Here is a 22,047-nt window from a genome sequence, read left to right as displayed (position 1 = left end):
GTGGTGCGATGAGCCAGCAAGCGCAAGCCAGGACGATGGATGCCCTACCGGACGAGGTGCCGGTGGCGTGCGACGACGGCGGTTATTTCGAACGCCGGCTCGGCCTCCCGCTCGCGCGGCTGCTGGCGCCCCTGGACGGCCCGCTGCCCGCCGGCGTGCCGGCGCGCGAAAACATGGGCTTCCGCATGATCCAGCAACTGCGCCAGAGCGACGACACCACATTGCCGCAGGGCGCGTGGGTGACCGAGCTGCGGCGTGCCAACTGGCCGAAGGTGGCGCAACTGTCTGCGGGCATGCTCGATACCGTCGGCAAGGACCTGCAGCTCGGCGCATGGATGCTGGAGGCCGAGCTGCATCAGTGCGGCTACGTCGCGCTGGCCCCGTGCTTCGCGCTGCTGCGCGGCTTGTGCGAGGCGTGGTGGGACGAACTGCACCCGCGCGCGGACGGCGACGGCTACGACGCGCGCTGCAACATCGTCCGCTGGATCAACGAGAAGCTGCTCAACGCCATCTCGCTGCTGCCGCTGGCCGAGGACGACGATCACGCGGCGAGCTGGTCGGAGTGGGAGCTGGCGCATTATCACGAGCGCCTGCGCGCGGTGAACGGCAACCTGCCGGACGAGGCGCAGGAGGCCGCCTCGCTGGAGGACCTGCAGGGACTGCTGGCGCGCATGGGCGCGGCGTCCCTGCGCGAGCGCCACGCCGTGCTGGGCGATGGCCGCGCCGCGCTCGCCGCCTTCGAGCAGTCGCTGCGCGATCGCCTTGGTCCCGAAACGCCCTCGCTGGGCAAGCTGGACGACCTGCTGGCGCGTATCGAAGCGCTGCTGCGCGGCGAACTGACCCGGCGCGGGCCGGTCGCACTGCCGCAGGCGAGCGCGCTGTCGCACGGCGATCCTGATACCGGCGTCGACGAGCAAGACGGCGATGCCGAAGAGCCGCCGCGCGGCATGGCCGACCTGCTCGGCGAGCGCGAACGTGCCTACCAGGTGCTGGCCGAGATCGGCGATTACCTGATGCAGGTGGAACCGCACAGTCCCGTGCCGTACCTGATCCGCCGCGCGGTGGCGTGGGGCGGACTGAACGCGGCCGAGCTGTACCGGGAGGTGTTTCAGCAAGGGGGCGGGCGGATCGACATCTTCGAGCTGCTCGGTGGCGAAACGGACGCGTGACGTCTATCGATAAGGGAGATGCGGGCCATGCCTGCTTGGACACGGCGAGACATCAAAGAGAACGGCACGACGATCGGCCGGATTCATTATGCGCAGATCGACCAGCCCCGCTATCGAGCCTTCAAGGCCAAGGCCGACATCGACCGGGTCAATCGCTTCGGGCAGCGGAAGAGCAAATATCCGGGTGTCGGCGGCGGCGTGAAGAAAGTCTACGTATCGGCGAAGCTGCGCACGCGCCCCGCTGGCGCCGCGCGCGACAACCTGGCCGGCATCGGCGTGGTCAACCCGCACTACGTGCCGGCCAATGTGCATAAGGCGCATCTGGCCTCGGACCGCTTCGGCGGGCCGAGCATCAAGCGCAATCTGGTCAACGAAAAGAGCCGGATCAACCTCAGCGCGCACAAGACCATCGAAAACCGCATCGCGCGCATGATCAAGGCGGGCACGGTGCCGGGCGACACCAATCCCAACCGGAACCGCGCCGGCCTGATCGTCAAGGAAACCTACAGCCCCGGCGGGCAGCCGACCGGGCGTACCTACATGGTGAGCGTGAAGGACCACAACACCAACACCCGCAGCTATCACAAGCTGACTTTTACGCGGCTCTGAAACGATGAGGCGCGCACCGCAGGAGCCGTCCATGCCCCATGCCGCGAAATGAAGCGGCATCGAAGCAAATGGCTGCACCGGGTACGCGCGGGTGGGCTATCGCCGACGGCGCCGCCCAATAGCCGGGGACATTGACGCTCCGCTCTCCCCATTCCGTGCGCTACGAAGGAAACCGCACATGCCCAAGAAACAGAACTCGAACTGGACCTGGTCCTTCGTCAAGGACGGCCATACCAACGTGGGGCGTATCAATTACGCGGCGAGCACCAAGCAGGAATATGGCGCCTTCAAGACCAAGGCCAACCTGACGCGCGGCGTGCCCCGTTTCGGGCAGCGCCAGAAAAACTATCTGGCGGCGCAGGGCGGCGGCATTCGCAAGACCTACGTGTCGGCTTCCTTGCGTCGACGCATGCCGCGCGCCAAGCGCGCCGACCTGGCGCCCATCGGCGTCCTCAACCCCGGCTTCGCTCCCCCCGGCGGCGGACACAAGTCGCACCTGGTTCCCGACATCTTCGGCGGGCCGAGCAGCGCGCTGAATCTGATCAACGAAACGAAACGGATCAACACCAGCGGACACAAGCGCATCGAGAACCGCATCGGCCGGTTGATCGAGGCAGTGACCGCAGCCAACGACAAGAGTCCCACGGCCAAGCGCGGCGGATTGGTAATGCGTGAGGATTACAACCAGCAGGGCAGGGCGACCAAGCGCGTCTACATGGTGAGCGTGAAGAACCGCGCGAACAACACGCGTACGTACCACAAGCTGACATTCACCCGGCTGTAGTCCACACACCGCAGGAGAAGGCATATGCCCAAAGAGAGCCTGAGGACGAGGATCGCCAACAAGTTCGCCGAGGCGAACAGCCGGGGCGTGGCGCCCACGCTCGCCAAACGCGAGCAGCGTTTCGTCGACCACATCACCAACCGGCTGGCCAAGGCCAACGAGAGCGGCAAGCGCACGAACATCTCCCAGCGCTGGGCGCCGGTGGTGGCGCGGGTAGCACGTTCGCCGCAGGCCGGCTTCACGCCGGAGCTGCTGCGTGCGCAGAAGCAGAAGCTCAAGCCGGTGGAGGAGGTGCGCGTCCACGGCGAATTGAACAATGTGCAGGCCAAGCGGGCGGCGGGGCAGGACGTCGGCGCATTCATGGATCTGGCGCGGGATGCCCGAAGCTCGATGCACACGCTGATGAGCCAGCCGGTCGGCCGCCGGATGATGACGGAGATCGACACCCGCACCGCGCAGAACCGCGCCCATGCCGGCGATCAGGCCAAGGTGTACATCCGTTCGCTGAAGGCCGGCGACACCTCGAACATGAACTCGCCGCACATCGGGCAAGGTATGACGGAGGGTTACCGGTTCGACGGCAGGGAAGGGCGCGGCTGGGGCAGCGAGGTGCGCATCGATCCCAACGCGGCCACGGCCAACCGCTTCATCGGCCTGGGCCACGAAATGGTGCACGCGCATCGCCTGGCGCACGGCAAGGCGGTCGGTGTGCCGCAGCTCAACCAGGCCAACCATCCCTTGTTCCACGATCCGCTCTCGCAGGGCGCGATCGTGGAACCGAAGGACAACCTGCGGCTGGGCCAGCATCTGATGAACGTGGTGCAGCAGGCCGGCCACCACCAGGAGGAATTCGAGACAGTGGGATTGAGCCGCACGCCACGCGGCGCGTTCAACCCCAGCGAGAACGCCTTGCGCCAGGAACATGGACTCGCCCTGCGCACGAACTACAGCGGCCTGCGCCCCGGGCATCTGGACGAGACGATCGCGCAAAGCGACGCCCTGTTCGACAAGCGCTCCGTCGCCACCAAGGCCTGGCACGGCATGTTCGGCGGCTCACCGGCGCCGACGCCGGTGAGTGGGATGATCAAGCGGTACAAGGATTGAGTGGTTCGTTGTCGTGCTCGTGCAGAAGCGCGCTGTCGCAGAAGCGTTCCCGCGAGCACCCGCCCCTCATCCCGCCTTCTCCCCGGAGGGGAGAAGGAGAAGTGCAGTACCGCGGCAAGCAGCCAACGACCCAACAAGAGCGAGCGAAGCGACGCTCCGTAACGCTCTTGTTCTCCCGGGTTCCCTTCGCGGCGGTGAGGGTTGGACGATCAGGCCGCCGAAGGCGGGCGGGGACAGGGATGTCCCCGCCTTTTCGATCAGGGCAGGATGCCCTGTCGAAAAGCCCGGCCAGCCCTCAACGCACCCGCAGCAGCGAAGGCTGCGGAGGGCGCCGCGCAGGGGGCCCTTCTTCTTGGTTACTTCTTCTTGGGCAAGCAAGAAGAAGTAACTCGCTCTCCGGCAGGGGAGCGAAACCCTCGCCCCGCGAGGGGCGAGACCAGACTGGCGACCGCCTCGCACCGGGTCCCGGCCTGCGCCGGAATGACGAGTACATGAGGGCGAGGCGACCCTTAGCGCCCATTGCGGTTCGCAAGCTCACCCCAACCTACGCGCTCGCCCCGCCAGGGACGAGACAAGCAGCCATAAGGCGACACCAAGATGCGGCCGCGCATGTGCCTCCTGACAGGGTTGCCCGCCGCCACGGCAGGTTATAGTCCCGCGATCGTTCCCGGGGAGACAAACATGCGACGCACGCATCTGGCTTCATTCGCCGGCGCCATGGCCGCCACCTTCTGCATGGCGCTGCCTTACACCGCCATGGCCCAGGCCAAGGACCCGCAGGCCGAGCAGATCGCCAAGCGCAACGCCACCGAGAAAGAGCTGGAAGAGGTGGCGGTGGTCGACCGCAAGGTGATGGTGAAGATGCGCGACGGCAAGCGCATGGCCGCGGACATCTACCGGCCCAAGAGCGCAGGCAAGGTGCCGACGATCTTTTCGCGCACGCCGTACAACTTCAATTACTGGGACGTGAAACTCGGCGCCCCGCGCGACATGAAGCGCGCGCTCGATGCGGTGAAGCATGGCTACGCCTATGTCGAGATGAACGAGCGCGGCCATTTCTTCTCCGAAGGCAACTACGACATCCTCGGCGCGCCGATCACCGACGGCGTGGACGCGGTGCGCTGGATTTCCTCGCAGCCATGGTCCAGCGGCAAGGTGGGCACCACCGGCTGCTCGTCCACCGCGGAGTGGCAGATGGCGGTGGTGGCGCAGAACGAACCGGCGCTGGCCACCTTCAACGTGCAGGGCTTCGGCGCCGGCGTGGGCCGGGTCGGCCCGTACTACGAGCAGGGCAACTGGTACCGCGGTGGAGCGGTGCAGATGCTGTTCATTGCGTGGATCTACGACTACGGCATCCAGAACCAGGTGCGGCCGCTGTTCTCGGCCAACTACACGCAGGCCGAGCTGGCCAACGCCTCGCGCTTCTACGACCTGGCGCCGCAGATGCCGCCGGTGGACTGGGACAAGGCGTTCTGGCACCTGCCGGAGAAGGACATCATCAAGGCCGTCGGCGGCCCGCCGGGCATCTTCGAGACGCGCATGCCGGTGGCCACCGGCGGCAACATGATCGCGCGCGCGCCGAACGATCCGGCCTGGTACAAGGGCGGGCTGTGGCACGACAACATGAAGATCGCCAAGCCGGGCCTGTGGTTCATGAGCTGGTTCGACGTGTCGGTGTCGCCGAACCTGGCCGCCTACAACGAAGTGCGCCGCACCGCGCCGAAGGCCATCGCCGACGAGCAGTACGCGGTCATCGCGCCGGTGCTGCATTGCGCCTATACCCGCGCCACCGAGCACACCATGGTCGGCGACCTGGACATGGGTGACGCGCGCTTCGACTACGACGCGCTGGTGTTCGGCTGGTTCGACCGCTTTCTCAAGGGCGAGGACAGCGAAGCGGTAAAGAAGCAGCCCAAGGTGATGTACTACCTGATGGGCAAGAACGAGTGGAAGAAGGCCGACACCTGGCCGCCGGCCGGCGCGACGGCGAAGACGCTCTACTTCACCAGCGGCGGCAAGGCGAACACGCTGTACGGCGACGGCAAGCTGGTGGAACAGGCGGGTGGAGACGACCAGCCCGACCAGTTCGTCTATGACCCGATGAATCCCGTGCCTACCTATGGCGGCGGCGGTTGCTGCCAGGGCAACGCGGTGAAGTTCGGCTCGTACGACCAGCGCAAGGAAGAGGCCCGCAACGACGTGCTGGTGTACGACACCGAGCCGTTCAAGGAAGGCACCGAGGTCAGCGGGCCGATCACCGTGACCCTGCAGGTCTCGTCCAGCGCCAAGGACACCGACTTCACCTTCAAGGTGATCGACGTGTACCCGGACGGCCGTGCCTTCAACGTCACCGAGAACATCCAGCGCATGCGCTATCGCAACGGCTACGACAAGCCGCTTGCGTGGATGAAGCCCGGCGAGGTGTATCCGGTGACGTTCCAGCCGATCGACACCAGCTACTACTTCAAGCCCGGCCACAAGCTGCGCGTAGCGGTGTCCAGCAGCAACTTCCCGCGCTTCGACCGCAACCTCAACACGGGTGGCAACAACTACGACGAGACTGACGGCGTGATCGCGCACAACGCGGTGCACCACGGCGGGACCTATCCGTCGAAGATCGTGCTGACCGTGGTGCCGGCGGCGCCCGAGAAGGACTGACGGAGCGCGACGGTGGCTTCGACAAGCGCGGGCAGCCGTCCGCCGCCGGCCTGGCGTCGCTACGGCCTTGCGTTCTGGGTGCTGTTGCTGGTGCTGATCGGTGCCCTGCGCGCGCTCAACCGGTATCTGATCGACGTCGCCAACGGGCACCCTTCGCTGTTCGTGCCGAAGCTGATCGAGGAGCTGACCGGCTCGCTCAGCTTCGGCGCGTTCCTGCCGCCGGTGTTCGTCGCGCTGCGGCGCATCCGCGGTCGGCCGTGGCTGTGGCACCTGGCCGTGTTCGCTGCGCTGACGGTGGCGCAAACCAGCCTGATGATCGCCCTGCGGCAGGTGGTGTTCGGGCTGGCGGACCTGCCGGGTTATGCCTATCCGCCCACGCTGTGGCGCTACCTGATGGAGCTGCCGACGCAGCTGTTCTTCTACGCGATGATCGCCATCGGCCTGTGGCTGTTCGATCGCTACCGCGAGGGGCGCGAGCGCGAGTTGCGCGCGGCGCAGCTGGAATCGGCACTGTCGGAGGCGCGACTGGAAGCCTTGCGGCTTCAGTTGAATCCGCATTTCCTGTTCAACACGCTCAATGCCGTGTCCGAACTGATGTACGACCGGCCGGCCGTGGCCGACGAAATGCTCTCGCGCATCGGCGCGCTGCTGCGCGCCACGCTCTCCGCCGGCGCGCAGGAGCATCGCCTGGCCGACGAGTGGGGTTTGCTGACGCTGTACATGGACATCCAGCGTGCGCGCTTCGGCGACGGCCTGGACGCGCGCGTGGACAGCGACCCGGCGCTGGACGATCTGCGCATCCCGTTCCTGCTGCTGCAACCGCTGGTGGAGAACGCCATCGAGCACGGCGGGCAGGGCGACCGGCGGCTGGTGCGCGTCGAGGCGGCGCGCGAGGCGGATCGCCTCACCTTGCGCGTGCGCGACGGCGGCGGTGGCGTGGCGCGAGCAGGGCATGGCATCGGGTTGGGCAATGTCGGCGCGCGCCTGCGCCATCTCTATGGCGAGGATGCCGGTGTGCGCCTGGAACCGGTGCCGGAAGGCGGCAGCCTGGTCACCGTGTGGCTGCCGGCGCGGCGCTGGGAGGCGGCATGACGCTGCGCGCCGTGGTGGTGGACGACGAGGCGCCGGCACGCGCGAAACTGCGGCGCTATCTGGCCGCATCGGAGGGCATCGCCTGGGTGGGCGAGGCCGGCGACGGGCGCGAGGCAGTGGCGCTGATCCGGCGCGAGCGGCCGGACGTGGTGTTCCTGGACATCAACATGCCCGGCATGGACGGCTTCGCGGTGCTGCAGGCGCTGGGCGATCCGCTGCCGGCGGAGATCGTGTTCGTCACCGCACGCGACGATCAGGCGGTGCGCGCATTCGAGATCCATGCCTTCGATTACCTGCTCAAGCCGGTGGGGCCGGAGCGCTTCCAGTCGGCGATCCGGCGCCTGCGCGAGAAGGTGGTGCCGGCGCTGTCCGTCGGTGCGCGTGTGGATGGTCTGCTGGAGAGCGCGCCGCCGCCTTCGCATTACCTGGAGCGCGTGCTGCTGCCCTCCGGCGACACCGCGGAACTGGTGCCGGTGGAGCGCATCGACCGCATCGAATCGGATCGCAACTATCTACAGATCTTCGTGGACGGCGCGCCGCGGCGTTTGCGCGGCACGCTGGATGCCATGCAGGCCAGGCTGCATCCTTCGCGGTTCGTTCGCGTGAACCGCTCCACCGTGGTGCAACTGGATGCGATCCGGGAAGTGCAGCCGTGGCCCGACGGCGAGAAGCGGTTATTGCTGCGCGACGGCTCGCGGGTGACCTGGACGAAGCGTTACCTGGAAGACCTCCCGCCGGGCGTATCCCTCTGACCCGGTAAGGGCTGGCGGCGTCCTTCGTCCCTGGCGTGCCGGTCTTCGTCCCTGCGGCCTCCCACCGGTCTGCATAAGCTCCGCAGACTGCGCTCCAACCTCATGGAGAGCGTCATGCGCAGAAAAACCGTCATCCTCGGAACCCTCGTCGTCGTCCTCGCCGCGGGAGGCTATGGCCTGTCCCGGCTCCATCAGGCGCTACGCGTCGCTGCTGGTGTCGCGGCCCATCACGTCTGTTCGATGACCTTCGTCGGCGGGCAGGACCCGGACCGCACCTACCGGGAGCTGGTGGTGCCGATGGTCGGCGAACTGGCTGGCGGCCTGCTCAAGCCCCAGGTCTCGCGCGATGCCGGCAGCGTCGAGGTGTCCGGCCCACTCACGCGGCTGGCCCGGGCAGATTTCACGCCGGGGTACGGTTGCCGGCTCGCGCTCCCCGGCAACCGGCCGTTGACGCCGGTCGCGCCCGCTGCGATCGCGCCCGCTCCGGATGGCTTCGCACCGGCCGGCCGGATCGCTTCCGACAAGCCCGGTGTGACCGCCGCGCTCGACCGCGTCTTCGCCGAACGCACGGGCGAGCCGGTCAAGCGCGTCAAGGCGGTGGTGATCGTGAAGGATGGGCGCGTGGTGGCCGAGCGCTATGCCGATGGCGTGGACGAGCACTCGCCGCTGATCAGCTTTTCCGTCGCCAAGTCGTTCACCAACGCGCTGCTGGGCATCCTCGCGCGGCAGGGCCGGCTGCGCATGGACGAGCCGTTGAATGCGCCCGAATGGCAAGACAAGGGCGATCCGCGCCGTGCTATCACGTTGGAAGATCTGCTGCGCATGCGCAGTGGACTCGCGGTAGAGGAAGCCGAGTCGGCGTTCAGCCCGGTGGCGCGGATGGAATTCCTGCATGCCGACATGGCGGGCTTCGCCGCCGCGCAGCCGGCGAAGGAGCCGCCGGGCCGCACCTGGGAATACACCTCCGCCGACACCGTGCTGCTTTCGCGCAAGATCGGCGGCCTCGTCGGCGGCGGTCCGGCGGGCCTGCGCGACTTCGCGCGTCGCGAGCTGTTCGCGCCGCTGGGCATGGGCGATGTCACGATGGAATTCGATGGCGCCGGCACCTTCGTCGGGTCCACCTATGTGTATGCCAGTGCCCGCGACTATGCGCGCCTGGGCTGGCTTTACCTGCGCGACGGCGTCGCGCCCGACGGCCGCCGGCTGCTGCCCGAAGGCTGGATGGACTGGTCGCGCCGTTCGACCCTGGGCGCACCGTACGGCGCCGGCTTCTGGACCAACGACGGCCCGAGCGAGCCCGCGCAGTGGCGGGTGAAGGGCGGCTATCCCAAGGACGGCTTCTTCGCCAGCGGCACCATGGGCCAGCGCATTTACGTGGTGCCGTCGGCGGGGCTGGTGATCACCCGCTTCGGCTATTCGGCGCCGCCGTACTACGGCATGGCCGACGACGTGGCGCTGATCAAGGCGGCGATCGAGGCGTACCCGTAGTGCGCGTGCGAATGGCGCCGCCGGCCCCGCGAGGCAGGCGCCGATGACGAGGCACCGCGCGCCGGCCGGCGGCAGCTCAGCGCGGCGGCGCGGGCTCGCCGCAGACCTGCAGCACGAAGTCGAGGAACGCCCGCGTCTTGGCCGGCACGTAGCGGCGCGAGGGATACAGCGCGTACAGCGGAAAGCGCTCGTCCGGCCAGTCGGGAAACAGTTCGACCAGCTTGCCCTTGGCGAGCAGATCGCCGATGCCCAGCGACATCATCTGCGCGATCCCATAGCCGGCAAGGCAGGCGCTGAGCATGGTGCCGACGTCGTTGACGACCAGCCGCCCCCCGGTATCGACGCTCAGCCGTTGCCGCTTGCGGTGGAATTCCCAGGCGAACGGGCGCCCGCTCTCCGGATCGCGGAATTCGATGCAGGCGTGGCGGCCTTCGCCCAGTGCCTGCGGTGTGGCCGGCCGGCCGTGGCGGCGCAGGTAGGCCGGCGACGCCACGGTGAGCACGCGCGTTTCCAGGAGCTTGCGCGCGACCAGGGCGGATGGGCGCGGCTCGCCGAAATGGATGGCCAGGTCGAAGCCTTCGCTGACCAGGTCGCCGGGCTGGTCGCGCACGACCAGTTCCACGCGCAGCTCCGGATAGCGCGCCATGAACTCAGCCAGGCGAGGCGCCAGCAGCATCTGCGCGAATAGCGGGTCGAGCAGGCTGACCCGCAAGGTGCCGCGCACCATGCCCGCGCCGGCCGAGGCGCGCTCGACGGCTTCTTCCAGTTCGGCCATCAGCGGCAGCACCTGGGCGTGGAAGCGCCGGCCATCCTCGGTCAATGCCACCGAACGGGTGGTGCGGTCGAACAGGCGGATGCCCAGCCGCTGCTCCAGCCGTGCAACGGCACGGCTGACGCCGGGCTGCGACATGTCCAGCAGGTCGCCGGCACGCGCGAAGCTGCCGCTCTCGACCACGGCGAAGAACACGCGCAGGCCGGCCAGGGTGCGTTCGTCGAATCCACTCATGCGTACGAATCATCAATGAAATGACATCCATGTTATCGCCGCAGGCTGGCCGGCGTCGAACAATGCGTCCCGACCGCGGCATCCGCCGCTTTCTGGAGACACAGACATGTATGCCGTTACGGGTATCACGGGGCAGGTGGGTGGCGCGGTGGCGCGCGCCTTGCTGGCACAGGGCAAGGCCGTGCGGGCGGTGGTGCGCGACGCCGCGAAGGGGGAGGCCTGGCGCGCGCGCGGCTGCGAGGTCGCGGTCGCCGGCCACGACGATGCCGATGCACTGGCACGCGCCTTCGCGGGCACGCAGGGCGTGTTCCTGATGGTGCCGCCGGATTACGATCCCGCGCCGGGCTTTCCGCTGATCCATGCCCAGGCCGAGATCTTCGTGCGCGCCATCGAAGCGGCGCAGCCGGGGCGGGTGCTATACCTTTCCACCATCGGCGCACACGTGGCGGAGCCCAATCTGCTGAACAATGCGCGGTGGCTGGAGCGCGCACTGAGCCGCCTGCCGGTTCCGGTGGCGTTCCTGCGGCCGGCGTGGTTCATGGAGAACGCGTCCTGGGATCTGCCCGCGGCGCGCGAAGGCGTGATCCGCAGTTTCCTGCAGCCGCTGGAGCACCGCATTTCGATGGTCTCGACCGAGGACATCGGCGTGGCCGCCGCCGACCTGCTTGCACGCGGCTGGGACGGGACGCGCATCGAGGAACTGGAAGGTCCCGACCGTTACAGTGCGCAGGACATCGCGGCAGCCTTCGCGGCGGCGCTCGGCCGCCCGGTGCGCGCCGAGGCGATTCCGCGCGAGCAGTGGGAAGCGTTGTTTCGCCAGCAGGGTTCACGCTATCCCGAGCCGCGCATGCGCATGCTGGACGGGTTCAACGAGGATTGGATCGCTTTCGAAGGCGTCCCCCACCGCGGCAGGACGAGCCTGGAAACCGCGCTGCGACGCCTCGTCGAGCGGGCGGGTTGAAAGAGGAGCATGTCATGTCACGCGTTTTCATCACCGGTTCCAGCGACGGCCTTGGGCGCATGGCCGCCCAGCTGCTGGCGGAACAAGGCCACCAGGTGGTACTGCATGCGCGCAATGCGAGCCGCGCCGCCGATGCCAGGGCGAGCGTGCCGCAGGCGGAGGCGGTGGTCGTCGGCGACCTTTCCGGCCTCGCGCAGATGCGCGCCGTTGCGGAACAGGTCAACCGTCTCGGCCGGTTCGATGCGGTGATCCACAACGCCGCAGTGGGGTACCAGGAGCGCGCGCGTGTCGCGACGGAGGACGGCCTGCCGCAGGTGTTCGCGGTGAATTCGCTGGCGCCTTACGTGCTCACCGCCTTGATCGAGCGGCCGCGGCGGCTGGTCTATCTCAGCTCCAGGCTGCACCAGAGCGCGCAGCCGCACCTGGACGATGTGGCCTGGACCCGCCGCCGCTGGGACGGCCTGGCGGCCTATTCGGAAAGCAAGCTGCACGACGTCATGCTGGCTTTCGCGGTGGCGCGGCGCTGGCCGGACGTCTACGCCAATGCGGTCGAGCCCGGCTGGGTGGCGACGAAAATGGGCGGACCGGGCGCGCCCGACGACCTGGACCAGGCGCATCGCACGCAGGTGTGGCTGGCGGCGGGCGAGGATCCGGCGGCCGACGTGTCGGGCGGCTACTTCTATCACCTGGCACCGCGCGAGACGCACCCGGCGGCGCGCGACGAAGCGCAGCAGGAGGCGTTGCTGGAGGTGTGCGCGCGCCTGTCCGGCGTGAAGCTGGACTGAGCCGCGGGCCGAACGTGAATGCGATGGAGATGCGATGGCCGGCGCATCTCCCGCTACATGCTCCGCCGGCTACACGTGCCCTGATTCGAGCAGCACGTACTCGCCATCGTCGGTCGATCCGCGCCCCGCTTCGGCGAATCCGTGCGCGCGATAGAACGCCAGTGCGCGCTCGTTGCGAACCAGGCATTTGAGCCGCAGCGGTTCGCGCGGCCACCCGGCTGCGCACAGCAGGGCATGGCCGATACCCTCACGCTGCCGCTCCTGGGCGACGAAGAGGTGATGGATGAAGGCGTCCGGCTCCCATACCGAGACGAAACCGGTCACGGCGCCTGCCTCGTCTTCGGCGACCAGTATGCGCTCGCCGCGCGTCTGCGCGTCGAAGTCGCCCGGATGGAATTGCTCGGCGGGCAGCCAGTCGAACGTGACCCGCCGCGCATGGAGGAAGAGTGCGCGCAGCACCGGACGGTCGGCGTCAGTCGCCGGCCGGACGCCTATCGTCATGCGCGATGCGCCGCTCAAAAGGCGACCAGCGCGGATTGGCCCATGATCGCGCCGCTGCGGCGGATGAAGACGTTGTACGTCTCGTTGTCCGAGCTCGGCAGCTTGGCGCCGCGGCTGGCGTAGGCGGTGACGAAGTCCATGGTGAGCTGGTGGTGTTCCGATTGCAGGCGCTGCTGCTCGGCCGGGTCCGTCGCGTGCTGATAGCGCTCATATAGATCGCGCAGCTTGAGCGAGGCGTTCTGCAGCCCCGGATCGGTGAATGCCGGCAGCGGGGCGGGCGGCACCGGCTTATGCGGCGCGGCGGCGGCGTGTTGCCGGTTCTTTTCGAAGAAGCCCGGCTGGCCGGTCTGCTTCTCGAAGTACGCCACGAAGTCCGGGGCGGTGAAGATCTTGCGGAAGATATTGCCGCCGTTGCCGGCGTCGTAGCCCGTGAGCGAATCGGGGAAAGGCTCGGTCACGCCGAAGCGCCAGTCCTTCTCGATGAACAGGCTGTCGGCCAGCTCGAAGGGGCCGTGGAACTCCACACCGTCGAGCTGAAACGGTCCGCCGCCCGCGGGCATGAAGTTCTTGGCCTTCGAGGCTTCGGTGACGTAGGTCGCGCTGACGATCACGTAATCGCTCAGCGTGGGATTGATGAGTGCGCCCTTGCGCTCGGCGTAGACATTGAACTTGACGGTACCGGTCGCCGGCGCATCCAGGGTGTGTCCGCCGGCCTTGAGCGTCAGCTCCTTGGCCTGGTGCGCGGGAATCTCGTAGGCGGTGCCGTCGATCTGCAGTTTGAGCGGCGCCTCGGTCGGATTGTCGATCGAGAAATCGACGTTGCTGCTGGTGCAGCCGGTGAGCGCCAGGAAGGCGGAGAGGGAGAGGGCTATGGGGAGGGCGGTGGGGAAGGCAAGTTTCTGCATGGGTCGGTCCTTGGAAAAAAAAGCTCCTGAAGCGCAGGCATTCTAGCCGTTCCGGCGCGCGGCGGATGTGGCGCCGGAGCGCGCGATGCGCTGGAATGGCGGCAAAGCTGGTGCCGGCGGCGGCTTCGCCCCGCATCCGGTCCCGGCGCTCACCGAGACTACCGTATGAAGGCTCTGGATCGCATGGCGTGCCAGATGGCGTCGCTGCCGGCCGTGATGGACATCGCGGACGAGATGGCCGTGTTCGCCGGCCTGATGCGCGTGCCGGCCGCTGACATCGTCGCGCGCCGGGAGCTGTTCTGCGATCTCGTGGAGCGCCTGGAGCTGTCGCACATCGATAGCGGCTGGGCCCAGCTGGATGCCTCGAACGAAGGTTTCTTCCGCGGCGTGCACGCATGGCTCGCCGCGCTGAAGCGGGAACTGGATCTGCCGCTGGACGAGGCATTGATCGACAACCTCGGCATGAGCCGTGCCGACGCCGAGCGGCGCATGCGCGGTGCCTGAGGAACGGGATGTTTCCTTCCATGGCGATGGTGGAGCGCGATGGCATCGACGAACCGTGGCCGCAGTCATCATGTCGGAATGTTCGCAGGACCATACGCTGCGACGCGCGCAGCGCGATCACCGTAGTGCATATCTCCACGCGATAAATCTTGGTCGATGAATGGCCCTCCGTGCGTTGCATCGACGCTGGTGTGAATACTGTTCGGAACACGTGGCGCGGCGATTGCGCAGTGAGCTTTTCCCTGCCAATCTGCTTGCCGTTCCGCAGCATTTTCGATGATGCGGCCTTTGCGTAAGGCATGCGGTTGACTCATGGAGGAGTGGCGGTGATGGGGTCCATGTATGCACTGTTGATCGATGAGGCTTCGCCCATCGATGCCGCGCGGCTGACGAATGCATGCACACGCGCATTCGCCGCGCATGACCGCTGCATCCGCGCTGTGTCCTTGGACGATTCTGCACGCGGCAGTATCGATCCGATCTCCGCGACCATCGGTTTCCGGCAAGGCGTCTCGAACGCTGTGCGGTTCGATATCGCCCGCGCGGCGCGGTGGATTTAGATGGCTCGCGCCGGCGCCGCATTCGCAAGCGTCCGCGTGCGCATGCGGACGCGGGAGCTGAAAGCTGCGCGCGCCGATTGGGCGTCGCGGCGCGGCGCGTGGGTGGGCGCCAAGGTCGGTTTTGGCGTGGCCGCGATCGGCGGCGGTGGTATCCTGCTCGGCGGCGTGGCGCAGCTGCTTGGCGATGATCGGCACGGCGGCGGCTGGATCGTGTTGATGGCGGGCGGCGTCTTGCTCGCCCTTTCCCTGGCATTTCTGTGGGCGATCCGTCGCCAGGCCTGGAGGTCCGAAGTCGATCTCGCGCTCGGCTCGAAGCTCGTCGTGGATGGCGTCGTGAGCCGGAGGGGATGCCATGGCAGGAACGGCGATAGTGTCTACTCGATACGGGTTTGCGTGTCGCCGCACGAGAGGCTCGGCGATTTCGTCGTACCCAAGCGCGTGTTCGAGAATCTCTCCGTAGGCGATGTCGTGCGCTGCGCCTATCTACCTACGGCGAGAATTCTGCTTTCGCTCAGCTCGGCCAAGGTCTCGTACGCGATCGGCAAGCACGGATGATCGGCCTGCTGCTGACCGTGCGCCGAAACGGACTTCAAGAACCCGCCTGATCGGCGGGTTCTTCCGCACTGGCGAGCTTACGGCCGGCGCGCCACCACCGTGGGGAACATGCCCAGGCGGTCGTCCACGAAGCGCAGGTCGGTGAAGCCGGCGGCTTCGAGCTGCGCGCGCGTCTGCTCGTGCGTGCGCAGCGCGCTCCACTTGGCGTCGATGATGCGGGTGAACAGCAGGTGCTGCAGGGCCAGCATCTGCGGGTCGACCTCGGCCATGCGCCAGGACGAGGCGGGATTCAGCATGGGCGGCGGGGTGAGGAAACTGGTGATCAGCGTGCCGCCAGGACGCAGCGCGCGGAAGAACGCGCGGTACAGCTCGACGACACGCGCATCGTCCGGCTCGTAGATGTTCAGGCCGTTGCTGGTCAGCACGTCGACGCTTTCGTGCAGGCTGCCTGCCCAGGCGTCTTCGTGGCGCAGCGAAACGTGCGAAGCCAGGCCACGCTGTCCGGCCAGTTGCCGTGCGCCTTCGAGGGCCTGCGGATCGAGATCGATACCGGTGAGCGAGAAGTCGCCCGCGCAGCCGCTGTAGTCGAGCAGCAGCAGGTCGCCCATCCAGCCGCAGGGCACCGAGGCCAGTGCCATGCCTGGACGCAGCAGCGCCTGCGTTTCGCGCTGGAAGATGCCGAAGCGCTCGCGCGTGGCCAGTACCGCCGGCACGCTCTCGAACACCAGCCATTCGAGGCTGGCGGGGTTGGGCGGCAAGGTGCCGGGCCGATAGGTGACCAGCCGGTGCGTCCAGTCCGCATTGAGGCCGCGGTGGCGCAGCAGGAAACGACCGAGTTCGAAGCCGTGCAGCGCGTGCAGCACGTCCAGCTGCCGCTCGACGGGCGCGCCGGGCAGGTCGCCGGCAGCGCGCAGCCGGGCTTCCGCGGCATGGAGCAAGGTCTCGGCATCGCCTTCGGCGGCGGCGTGGGAGAGCAGCGTGGATCGATCGGCCGGGTTCGCGGCGTCCTGGGTATCGGTCGTGGACATGAGGTCTCCTGGGGTGGGGCAAAACGGGGCCGTGGGTGCGGCGGGGAAGCCGCGCCGAATCGAGCCGGTGTTTTAACTCGGCGTGCCGTTCACGAGCCGTGACGTCCGCCAATGATCGTAGTTGTCTTATTCGGTGCCGGGCGTCGTGGCGCCGCGCGATCCGGCGCTCTCCAGGAACCGCTCGCACTCCCGCACACCGGCATCGACGCCCAGCTGCGCGTAAAGATCGCGGGCTTCCGCCCACGCCGGATGCGCATCGACTCGACGGTCGAGCGCATGCAGTGCGAGTGCGCGCAGGCGCAAGGCATTGGCGAGATCGAGCGAGTCCGGTGCGCGCGTGCGATACAGCGCCACGGCTTCCTCGCTCGCCGCCAGTGCATTCGCGGCTTCACCCTGCTCGCGGGCGACGTCGGAGAGATGACGCAGCACATAGGCGAGCGCGTCGTCGTCGCCGCCGGTCCTGGCGAGCGCCACGGCGTGGGTGTAATGGGCCAGGGCCTCCGCCCTATGCCCCCCGGCGCGGGCCGAGCGGGCGTCGTCGCATGCACTCTCGATCTCGCGATGCATCGGGGTCGCTCCTGTAACGAGGGCGTCCATGCTACGCCGGCTCCCGAGGTCATGGCGCGTAGTGCGTGAACACGTCGTCGTGTTCCTTCGCGCGCGCTTCGTGACAGGCGAAACAGGTGCGGTGCTGCGCCTCGTCCACCGGCTTGCCGTCGACGAAGCGGCCGTAACCCCAGCCGCCGGTGGCTGCGTATTTCTTCGCGTCCTTCACCATGACCTGCACCGTGGTCGGCGCCCCGGGCACGGTGGCGGTGGCGAATGCGGCCGAGGGCTGCTGCTTCCACGCGAGCTTGACCAGCACCGTGCCGTCGGGGAACGGCTGGGCGCCGCGGCGATAGGCTTCGGCCGCGATCCGGTTGCCCACCACGGCGCGTATCTCGTTCAGGGGCGCCGCTTCCAGCGCGGGCGCGATCAGTTCCCACTGGCGATAGCCCTCGGGCAAGGTGACGCCATAGATCGGCGACGCCGCGGGCGAGGGCTTGCGTGTTTCCGGATGGGCGGCGACGAAAGCGCCGGCCACCAGGATCACGCCGATGGAGGCGAGGGCATGCAAGGTGTTCATCGTGAAGCTCCCTATGTCGGTCAGAAGCGGTCGACGTCGATCACCGCCTGAGCGAAGGCCCGGGGCGCTTCCTGCGGCAGGTTGTGGCCGATGCCGCCGGCGATCAGGCGGTGCTCGTACTTGCCCGTGAACCGCTTGGCATAGGCGGCCGGGTCCGGATGCGGCGCGCCGTTGGCGTCGCCTTCCAGCGTGATGGCCGGCACCCCGATCGAGGGCAGTCCTGCCAGTTGCTCTTCCAGTGCGTCGTACTTCGCTTCGCCTTCGGCCAGCCCCAGGCGCCACCGGTAGTTGTGCAGGGTGATGGCGACGTGGTTGGGGTTGTCGAGCGCGGCGGCGGAGCGCGCGAAGGTGGCGTCATCGAAGGCCCACTTCGGCGAGGCGGTCTCCCAGATCAGTCGGGCGAAGTCGTGCGTATGCTTCGCATAGCCGGCCGCGCCGCGCTCGGTGGCGAAGTAGAACTGGTACCACCACTGCTGTTCGGCCTTCGGCGGCAATGGATTGCGGTTCAGCGCCTGGCTGCCGATCAGGTAGCCGCTGACCGATACCAGGGCCTCGCAACGCTCCGGCCACAGCGCGGCCATGATGTCTGCCGTACGCGCGCCCCAGTCGAAGCCGGCGATGATCGCACGGTCGATCTTCAGGGCATCCAGCAGCGCGAGGCCGTCGGCTGCCAGCGCGGCCTGCTGGCCGTTGCGCGGCGTGCCGGCATCGACGAAGCGCGTGTCGCCATAGCCGCGCAGGTACGGAACGATCACGCGATAACCGGCGGCCGCGAGGATTGGGGCGACCTCGACGAAGGCGTGGATGTCGTACGGCCAGCCATGCAGCAACAGGACGGGCTTTCCATTGGCAGGGCCGTCTTCCGCGTAGGCGACGTCCAGCACACCGGCGCGGATGCGCTTCATGCGCGCGAAGGAGGTAGGCCCGCCGCCACCGTTCTTCTTTGCCGGCAACGGCCCCGGGCTGGACGCAGACGGCGCGGCGAGGGCGAAGCCCGCCAGGGGCGCCGCGGCCAGGCCGAGGGCGGCCGCGCCGAGGAAGCTGCGGCGTTGCAGATCGATGGAACCGGGCATGTCGTTCTCCTGGAAAGTGTGGGGCGATGTGCACCGGCGATGCCGGTGCCCGTGCTCAGACTTGCGCAATGCCGCCGTCGACGAACAATTCGCTGCCGGCGATGAAGCTGGCTTCGTCCGACGCGAGGAATAGCGCCGCCCGCGCCACTTCGGCGGGACGCGCCATGCGGCCCAGCGGGATCAGCGTGGGGAGATGGTCCCTGGCCTGCCGCACCTGTGCGTCGTTGAAGCCGCTGGCTTCGAGCACGTTGGTCTCGGTGGGGCCCGGGCTGACCACGTTGACGCGGATGCCGCGGTCCTTGAGGTCCAGCGTCCATGAGCGCGCGAACGAGCGCACCGCCGCCTTCGAGGCGCTGTACAGGCTGCTGGCGGGGAAGGCCTTGATGCCCGAGATCGATCCGTTGAGCACGATGGCGCCGCCGCGCGGCATCAGCGGCAGCGCGAGCTGCACGGTGAACAGCAGGCCCTTCACGTTGGTGTCGAACTGGCGCGCATACTGCGCTTCGGTCAGCTCGCCCAGCGCGCCGTGGACCACGGAACCGGCATTGGCGAAGACCACGTCGACGCGGCCGTGGTGCGTCCGCACGGTGTCGTAGAGGCGTTCCAGGTCGGCGAGGCGGGTCACGTCCGCCTGCACGGCGGAAACGTTGCGGCCGATCGCCTGCGCGGCGACGTCCAACTCCGCTTGGCGGCGCCCGGTGATGTATACGTGCGCGCCCTCGGCGACGAACTGCTCCGCGGTGGCCAGGCCGATGCCCGAGCTACCGCCGGTGACGACGACGACTTTGTCCTTGAAGCGATGCATGGGGAGGCTCCTTTTGAGATCGAGGGAAGGAATGGCGGCGTGCCGGTCAGCGTTCGGCCGTTTGCTCGGCGAAGTCGGCGTTTTCCGGCGCGGAAACGGCGGAGAACGGACGCCCGGCGGAACGGGCGTTGGTGGAAGCCGGGCCTTCGGGTCCGATCTGCGACGGGTAGTCGATGTTCCTGTCGTCCGCGGCGGCCGGGGCGAGCGTGCTGCGCGAACCCTCCGGCGCGGAACGGGAGGCGGGAGCGACCGGCAGGTCGTCGGCGAAGGCCTGGCCCACGCCGGCCAAGCCGAGCATCAGCGCGATGGAGAGAGCGCCGAGGCGGCGCGCGAAGGACGAGGGGGCGTTCGGAAAGGCGGAAGTACGCATGGCGGAATCCTCAGGCAGTGATGGGAACGGCTTGGCCAGCCGACGTGCCTAGGAGACGCTCCGGGCGTATCTCCGATGTGTCCCTGAACGGGTGGAAGGGCGTCCGAATGTGTCTCGGGCAGGGGCGGATACACAGAGATACAAAAGGCATGGCCACAAAAGGCGCGGCCTGGTGTCATGCCGATGCCACCATTCCAGGTATCCGCGGTTCTGCGATGTATTCGGGTGGACGAAGGCCTTCGCGCCTCCTGCTCGAAGCCGCCCTCGAACAGGCCAATGCGTTCTTCCAGGCCTCGCGCAGCGGCGAGGTGGGGATGCGCAATCCCGACAAGCTCAGGGACTGGTATCAGGTCGCCGTGCGAGCGGCTGACAAGTGGCGGAAAGCGCGCATAAAAAAGGGAAGGAGCGAATCCGCTCCTTCCCGGCCTCAGATTATAACGGGCAGGGGGGCTTGCCGTAAGTCCCGGGCCCTGTCCCAGCATCGCCGGCCGTTGCCGGTACCGGCGAGCTTGGGAGCGACGACATGTGGGCAGTGAGTTTGACGCACGGGGCGCGGAAGCAGATGGCGCCGATGGATGGACGCACGCAGCGGTTGGCGATGTCCGGCAACGCATGGCAGAGGCTGCATGCGAACGCATGCATGGCCGGGCGCGCATGCGCCGGAGCGGCGCGATGATCGGGCACGCCGTGGTGATCGCCGGAGGCGGTCCCACCGGGCTCATGCTGGCCGGCGAACTGGCGCTGGCGGGCATCGACGTGGCCATCGTGGAGAAGCGCGCCAGCCAGACCCTGACCGGTTCTCGCGCCGCCGGACTGCATGCGCGCAGCCTGGAAGTGCTGGACCAGCGCGGCATCGCCGATCGCTTCGTGTCGGAGGGCACGAAGCACCCGGTGGTGCATTTCCACATCCCGCTGGACATCAGCGACTTCCCCACGCGGCACAACTACGTGCTGGGGCTGTGGCAACGCCACAGCGAGCGCATCCTGGCCGGCTGGGTGGAAGAGCTGGGCGTATCGATCTACCGCGAGCACGAAGTAAGCGGCTTCGAGCAGGACGACGGCTGTGTCCGTATCCGGCTGTCCGATGGCCACTCGCTGCGCGCGCAATACCTGGTCGGCTGCGACGGCGGGCGCAGCGCGGTGCGCAAGGCGGCCGGCATCGAGTTCGCCGGCTGGGATGCGACGACGAGCTGGCTGCTCGCCGAGGCGGAGTTTGCGGAGGAACCGGCATGGGGCATGCGTTATGACGAGCATGGCCTGCACGGCATCGGCAAGCTCGAGGACGGGCGCGCGCGCATCGTCTTGACGGAGGCGCAGCTGAAGGCGGGCGACGAACCGGATCTGGACGAATTCCGCGAAACGATGACCAGCGTCTTCGGCACCGACTACGGCATCCGCAACCCGACCTGGATTTCACGTTTCACCGACGCGACGCGCCAGGCCGTGGCCTATCGCGACCGCCGTGTCCTGCTGGCCGGCGACGCCGCGCACGTGCATCCGCCGATGGGCGGGCAGGGGCTCAATCTCGGCGTGCAGGACGCCGTGAATCTCGGTTGGAAACTCGCACAGGTGATCAAGGGCATCTCGCCGGACAGCCTGCTGGACACCTACCAGTCCGAACGTCATCCCGTCGCCGCACGCGCCATGCGCAACACGATGGCGCACGTCGCGCTGCGCCGCCGCGACGAACGCACCCTGGCGCTGGGCGACTACCTGTCGGAGTTCCTCCGGATGGAGGGGCCGCGCAAGCGGATGGCCGGGGAGATCTCCGCGCTGGACGTGCATTACGCGCTGGGCGATGGCCATCCACTGCTGGGGCGCCGCATGCCGGACCTGGACTTGATCACGGCCGAAGGGCCGTTGCGGGTCTATTCCCTGTTGCATGACGCGCGGCCGCTGCTGATCCGTTTCGGCGAGCCGGGCAGCGTCGATGCCGCACCTTGGGCGGATCGCGTGAAGCAGGTGGAGGCAAGGTACGAAGGCGCGTGGGAACTGCCGGTGCTCGGTGCGGTGGAGGCGCCGCGCGCCGTGCTGGTCCGGCCGGATGGACACGTGGCGTGGGTGGGCGATGGCGACGAGGAAGGGCTCGTCGAGGCGTTGGGCCTGTGGTTCGGTACGCCAGCGCAGGGTTAGCGCGCAAGTCGGCGCATGAGCAAAGCGTGAGCGCCTCCTTCCCATCCGAAAGAATGCGCTGGAGCCTGAACTCTTCTCC

The 22,047-nt window shown here is 68.0% G+C and carries 23 protein-coding genes; 14 read left to right on the top strand and 9 right to left on the bottom strand.

Features of this window, described 5'->3' with window-relative positions; genetic code table 11:
• The first annotated feature begins 8 nt into the window (after nt 1-8).
• From tssA to RKE25_RS13380, 8 genes are all read left to right on the top strand, one after another.
• Nucleotides 9-1,169, top strand: coding sequence for a type VI secretion system protein TssA (gene tssA, locus RKE25_RS13415; RefSeq protein WP_311838609.1), 1,161 nt, complete (start codon nt 9-11; stop codon nt 1,167-1,169).
• 27 nt (nt 1,170-1,196) lie between these two features.
• A complete protein-coding gene (locus RKE25_RS13410; RefSeq protein WP_311838608.1) occupies nt 1,197-1,778 on the top strand; it encodes a hypothetical protein in 582 nt (193 codons plus the stop codon).
• Nucleotides 1,779-1,956: 178 nt separating this feature from the next.
• Nucleotides 1,957-2,562, top strand: coding sequence for a DNA/RNA non-specific endonuclease (locus RKE25_RS13405; RefSeq protein WP_311838607.1), 606 nt, complete (start codon nt 1,957-1,959; stop codon nt 2,560-2,562).
• A gap of 24 nt (nt 2,563-2,586) precedes the next feature.
• On the top strand, nt 2,587-3,666 hold the full coding sequence (locus RKE25_RS13400; RefSeq protein WP_311838606.1) for a M91 family zinc metallopeptidase: 1,080 nt from the start codon (nt 2,587-2,589) through the stop codon (nt 3,664-3,666).
• 681 nt (nt 3,667-4,347) lie between these two features.
• Nucleotides 4,348-6,324, top strand: a complete 1,977-nt coding sequence (locus RKE25_RS13395; RefSeq protein ID WP_311838605.1) for a CocE/NonD family hydrolase — start codon at nt 4,348-4,350, stop codon at nt 6,322-6,324.
• 12 nt (nt 6,325-6,336) lie between these two features.
• Nucleotides 6,337-7,416: a histidine kinase gene (locus tag RKE25_RS13390; protein ID WP_311838604.1), complete on the top strand. Its 1,080-nt coding sequence runs from the start codon at nt 6,337-6,339 to the stop codon at nt 7,414-7,416.
• The gene (locus RKE25_RS13385) at nt 7,413-8,168 is read left to right on the top strand and encodes a LytTR family DNA-binding domain-containing protein (protein ID WP_311838603.1); all 756 of its coding nucleotides are present in this window, start codon (nt 7,413-7,415) and stop codon (nt 8,166-8,168) included. The genes RKE25_RS13390 and RKE25_RS13385 overlap by 4 nt, the downstream gene beginning before the upstream one ends.
• A 114-nt stretch (nt 8,169-8,282) precedes the next feature.
• Nucleotides 8,283-9,656 carry a serine hydrolase gene (locus tag RKE25_RS13380; protein WP_311838602.1) on the top strand — a complete coding sequence of 458 codons (1,374 nt, stop codon included), beginning with the start codon at nt 8,283-8,285 and terminating at the stop codon, nt 9,654-9,656.
• 76 nt (nt 9,657-9,732) lie between these two features.
• On the opposite strand, the gene RKE25_RS13375 is transcribed toward RKE25_RS13380, so the two are convergent.
• Nucleotides 9,733-10,662 carry a LysR family transcriptional regulator gene (locus RKE25_RS13375; RefSeq protein ID WP_311838601.1) on the bottom strand — a complete coding sequence of 310 codons (930 nt, stop codon included), beginning with the start codon at nt 10,660-10,662 and terminating at the stop codon, nt 9,733-9,735.
• A 106-nt stretch (nt 10,663-10,768) separates the two neighbouring features.
• On the opposite strand from RKE25_RS13375, the gene RKE25_RS13370 reads away from it, so the two are divergent.
• A complete protein-coding gene (locus RKE25_RS13370; RefSeq protein WP_311838600.1) occupies nt 10,769-11,623 on the top strand; it encodes an NmrA family NAD(P)-binding protein in 855 nt (284 codons plus the stop codon).
• 14 nt (nt 11,624-11,637) lie between these two features.
• Nucleotides 11,638-12,408, top strand: coding sequence for an SDR family NAD(P)-dependent oxidoreductase (locus RKE25_RS13365; protein WP_311838599.1), 771 nt, complete (start codon nt 11,638-11,640; stop codon nt 12,406-12,408).
• A gap of 69 nt (nt 12,409-12,477) precedes the next feature.
• Here the strand turns inward: RKE25_RS13365 and RKE25_RS13360 are convergent, their stop codons facing one another.
• Nucleotides 12,478-12,909 (bottom strand): GNAT family N-acetyltransferase, encoded by a 432-nt coding sequence (locus RKE25_RS13360; RefSeq protein WP_311838598.1) that lies wholly within the window; start codon nt 12,907-12,909, stop codon nt 12,478-12,480.
• Between the two features lie 14 nt (nt 12,910-12,923).
• Nucleotides 12,924-13,814: a hypothetical protein gene (locus RKE25_RS13355; protein ID WP_311838597.1), complete on the bottom strand. Its 891-nt coding sequence runs from the start codon at nt 13,812-13,814 to the stop codon at nt 12,924-12,926.
• Nucleotides 13,815-13,979: 165 nt separating this feature from the next.
• Here RKE25_RS13355 and RKE25_RS13350 point away from each other — a divergent pair, with 165 nt between their 5' ends.
• The 3 genes from RKE25_RS13350 (at nt 13,980) to RKE25_RS13340 (ending at nt 15,433) form a co-directional block, all read left to right on the top strand.
• Nucleotides 13,980-14,318 (top strand): hypothetical protein, encoded by a 339-nt coding sequence (locus RKE25_RS13350; protein ID WP_311838596.1) that lies wholly within the window; start codon nt 13,980-13,982, stop codon nt 14,316-14,318.
• A gap of 338 nt (nt 14,319-14,656) precedes the next feature.
• On the top strand, nt 14,657-14,878 hold the full coding sequence (locus tag RKE25_RS13345; RefSeq protein WP_311838595.1) for a hypothetical protein: 222 nt from the start codon (nt 14,657-14,659) through the stop codon (nt 14,876-14,878).
• Nucleotides 14,879-15,433 carry a hypothetical protein gene (locus RKE25_RS13340; protein ID WP_311838594.1) on the top strand — a complete coding sequence of 185 codons (555 nt, stop codon included), beginning with the start codon at nt 14,879-14,881 and terminating at the stop codon, nt 15,431-15,433.
• A 77-nt stretch (nt 15,434-15,510) separates the two neighbouring features.
• Here RKE25_RS13340 and RKE25_RS13335 read toward each other — a convergent pair whose 3' ends face one another.
• From RKE25_RS13335 to RKE25_RS13310, 6 genes are all read right to left on the bottom strand, one after another.
• Entirely contained in the window at nt 15,511-16,461 is a 951-nt protein-coding gene (locus RKE25_RS13335; protein ID WP_311838593.1) for a methyltransferase domain-containing protein, read from the bottom strand.
• Nucleotides 16,462-16,587: 126 nt separating this feature from the next.
• On the bottom strand, nt 16,588-17,028 hold the full coding sequence (locus RKE25_RS13330) for a hypothetical protein (protein WP_311838592.1): 441 nt from the start codon (nt 17,026-17,028) through the stop codon (nt 16,588-16,590).
• Between the two features lie 49 nt (nt 17,029-17,077).
• Nucleotides 17,078-17,587, bottom strand: a complete 510-nt coding sequence (locus RKE25_RS13325; protein WP_311838591.1) for a cytochrome P460 family protein — start codon at nt 17,585-17,587, stop codon at nt 17,078-17,080.
• A gap of 20 nt (nt 17,588-17,607) precedes the next feature.
• Nucleotides 17,608-18,660 (bottom strand): alpha/beta hydrolase, encoded by a 1,053-nt coding sequence (locus RKE25_RS13320; protein WP_311838590.1) that lies wholly within the window; start codon nt 18,658-18,660, stop codon nt 17,608-17,610.
• Nucleotides 18,661-18,715: 55 nt separating this feature from the next.
• A complete protein-coding gene (locus RKE25_RS13315; RefSeq protein WP_311838589.1) occupies nt 18,716-19,465 on the bottom strand; it encodes a glucose 1-dehydrogenase in 750 nt (249 codons plus the stop codon).
• 46 nt (nt 19,466-19,511) lie between these two features.
• The gene (locus RKE25_RS13310) at nt 19,512-19,835 is read right to left on the bottom strand and encodes a hypothetical protein (RefSeq protein WP_311838588.1); all 324 of its coding nucleotides are present in this window, start codon (nt 19,833-19,835) and stop codon (nt 19,512-19,514) included.
• Between the two features lie 672 nt (nt 19,836-20,507).
• Between RKE25_RS13310 and RKE25_RS13305 the strand changes: the two genes are divergently transcribed.
• Nucleotides 20,508-21,968, top strand: coding sequence for an FAD-dependent monooxygenase (locus tag RKE25_RS13305; protein WP_311838587.1), 1,461 nt, complete (start codon nt 20,508-20,510; stop codon nt 21,966-21,968).
• The last annotated feature ends 79 nt before the right edge of the window (nt 21,969-22,047 follow it).

This window comes from Dyella sp. BiH032, from assembly GCF_031954525.1.
GTDB lineage: Bacteria > Pseudomonadota > Gammaproteobacteria > Xanthomonadales > Rhodanobacteraceae > Dyella_D.
This window is presented reverse-complemented; position numbering and strand designations above follow the sequence as displayed.

Bases quoted from the DNA above. Each gene is read 5' to 3' on its own strand.
- RKE25_RS13380 (WP_311838602.1), top strand. From the start codon at position 8,283: ATGCGCAGAAAAACCGTCATCCTCGGAACCCTCGTCGTCGTCCTCGCC.
- RKE25_RS13345 (WP_311838595.1), top strand. From the start codon at position 14,657: ATGTATGCACTGTTGATCGATGAGGCTTCGCCCATCGATGCCGCGCGG.
- RKE25_RS13370 (WP_311838600.1), top strand. From the start codon at position 10,769: ATGTATGCCGTTACGGGTATCACGGGGCAGGTGGGTGGCGCGGTGGCG.
- RKE25_RS13330 (WP_311838592.1), bottom strand. From the start codon at position 17,028: ATGCATCGCGAGATCGAGAGTGCATGCGACGACGCCCGCTCGGCCCGC.
- RKE25_RS13405 (WP_311838607.1), top strand. From the start codon at position 1,957: ATGCCCAAGAAACAGAACTCGAACTGGACCTGGTCCTTCGTCAAGGAC.
- RKE25_RS13315 (WP_311838589.1), bottom strand. From the start codon at position 19,465: ATGCATCGCTTCAAGGACAAAGTCGTCGTCGTCACCGGCGGTAGCTCG.
- RKE25_RS13385 (WP_311838603.1), top strand. From the start codon at position 7,413: ATGACGCTGCGCGCCGTGGTGGTGGACGACGAGGCGCCGGCACGCGCG.
- RKE25_RS13335 (WP_311838593.1), bottom strand. From the start codon at position 16,461: ATGTCCACGACCGATACCCAGGACGCCGCGAACCCGGCCGATCGATCC.
- RKE25_RS13320 (WP_311838590.1), bottom strand. From the start codon at position 18,660: ATGCCCGGTTCCATCGATCTGCAACGCCGCAGCTTCCTCGGCGCGGCC.
- RKE25_RS13310 (WP_311838588.1), bottom strand. From the start codon at position 19,835: ATGCGTACTTCCGCCTTTCCGAACGCCCCCTCGTCCTTCGCGCGCCGC.
- tssA (WP_311838609.1), top strand. From the start codon at position 9: ATGAGCCAGCAAGCGCAAGCCAGGACGATGGATGCCCTACCGGACGAG.
- RKE25_RS13410 (WP_311838608.1), top strand. From the start codon at position 1,197: ATGCCTGCTTGGACACGGCGAGACATCAAAGAGAACGGCACGACGATC.
- RKE25_RS13365 (WP_311838599.1), top strand. From the start codon at position 11,638: ATGTCACGCGTTTTCATCACCGGTTCCAGCGACGGCCTTGGGCGCATG.
- RKE25_RS13395 (WP_311838605.1), top strand. From the start codon at position 4,348: ATGCGACGCACGCATCTGGCTTCATTCGCCGGCGCCATGGCCGCCACC.
- RKE25_RS13340 (WP_311838594.1), top strand. From the start codon at position 14,879: ATGGCTCGCGCCGGCGCCGCATTCGCAAGCGTCCGCGTGCGCATGCGG.
- RKE25_RS13355 (WP_311838597.1), bottom strand. From the start codon at position 13,814: ATGCAGAAACTTGCCTTCCCCACCGCCCTCCCCATAGCCCTCTCCCTC.
- RKE25_RS13325 (WP_311838591.1), bottom strand. From the start codon at position 17,587: ATGAACACCTTGCATGCCCTCGCCTCCATCGGCGTGATCCTGGTGGCC.
- RKE25_RS13360 (WP_311838598.1), bottom strand. From the start codon at position 12,909: ATGACGATAGGCGTCCGGCCGGCGACTGACGCCGACCGTCCGGTGCTG.
- RKE25_RS13375 (WP_311838601.1), bottom strand. From the start codon at position 10,662: ATGAGTGGATTCGACGAACGCACCCTGGCCGGCCTGCGCGTGTTCTTC.
- RKE25_RS13305 (WP_311838587.1), top strand. From the start codon at position 20,508: ATGATCGGGCACGCCGTGGTGATCGCCGGAGGCGGTCCCACCGGGCTC.
- RKE25_RS13350 (WP_311838596.1), top strand. From the start codon at position 13,980: ATGAAGGCTCTGGATCGCATGGCGTGCCAGATGGCGTCGCTGCCGGCC.
- RKE25_RS13400 (WP_311838606.1), top strand. From the start codon at position 2,587: ATGCCCAAAGAGAGCCTGAGGACGAGGATCGCCAACAAGTTCGCCGAG.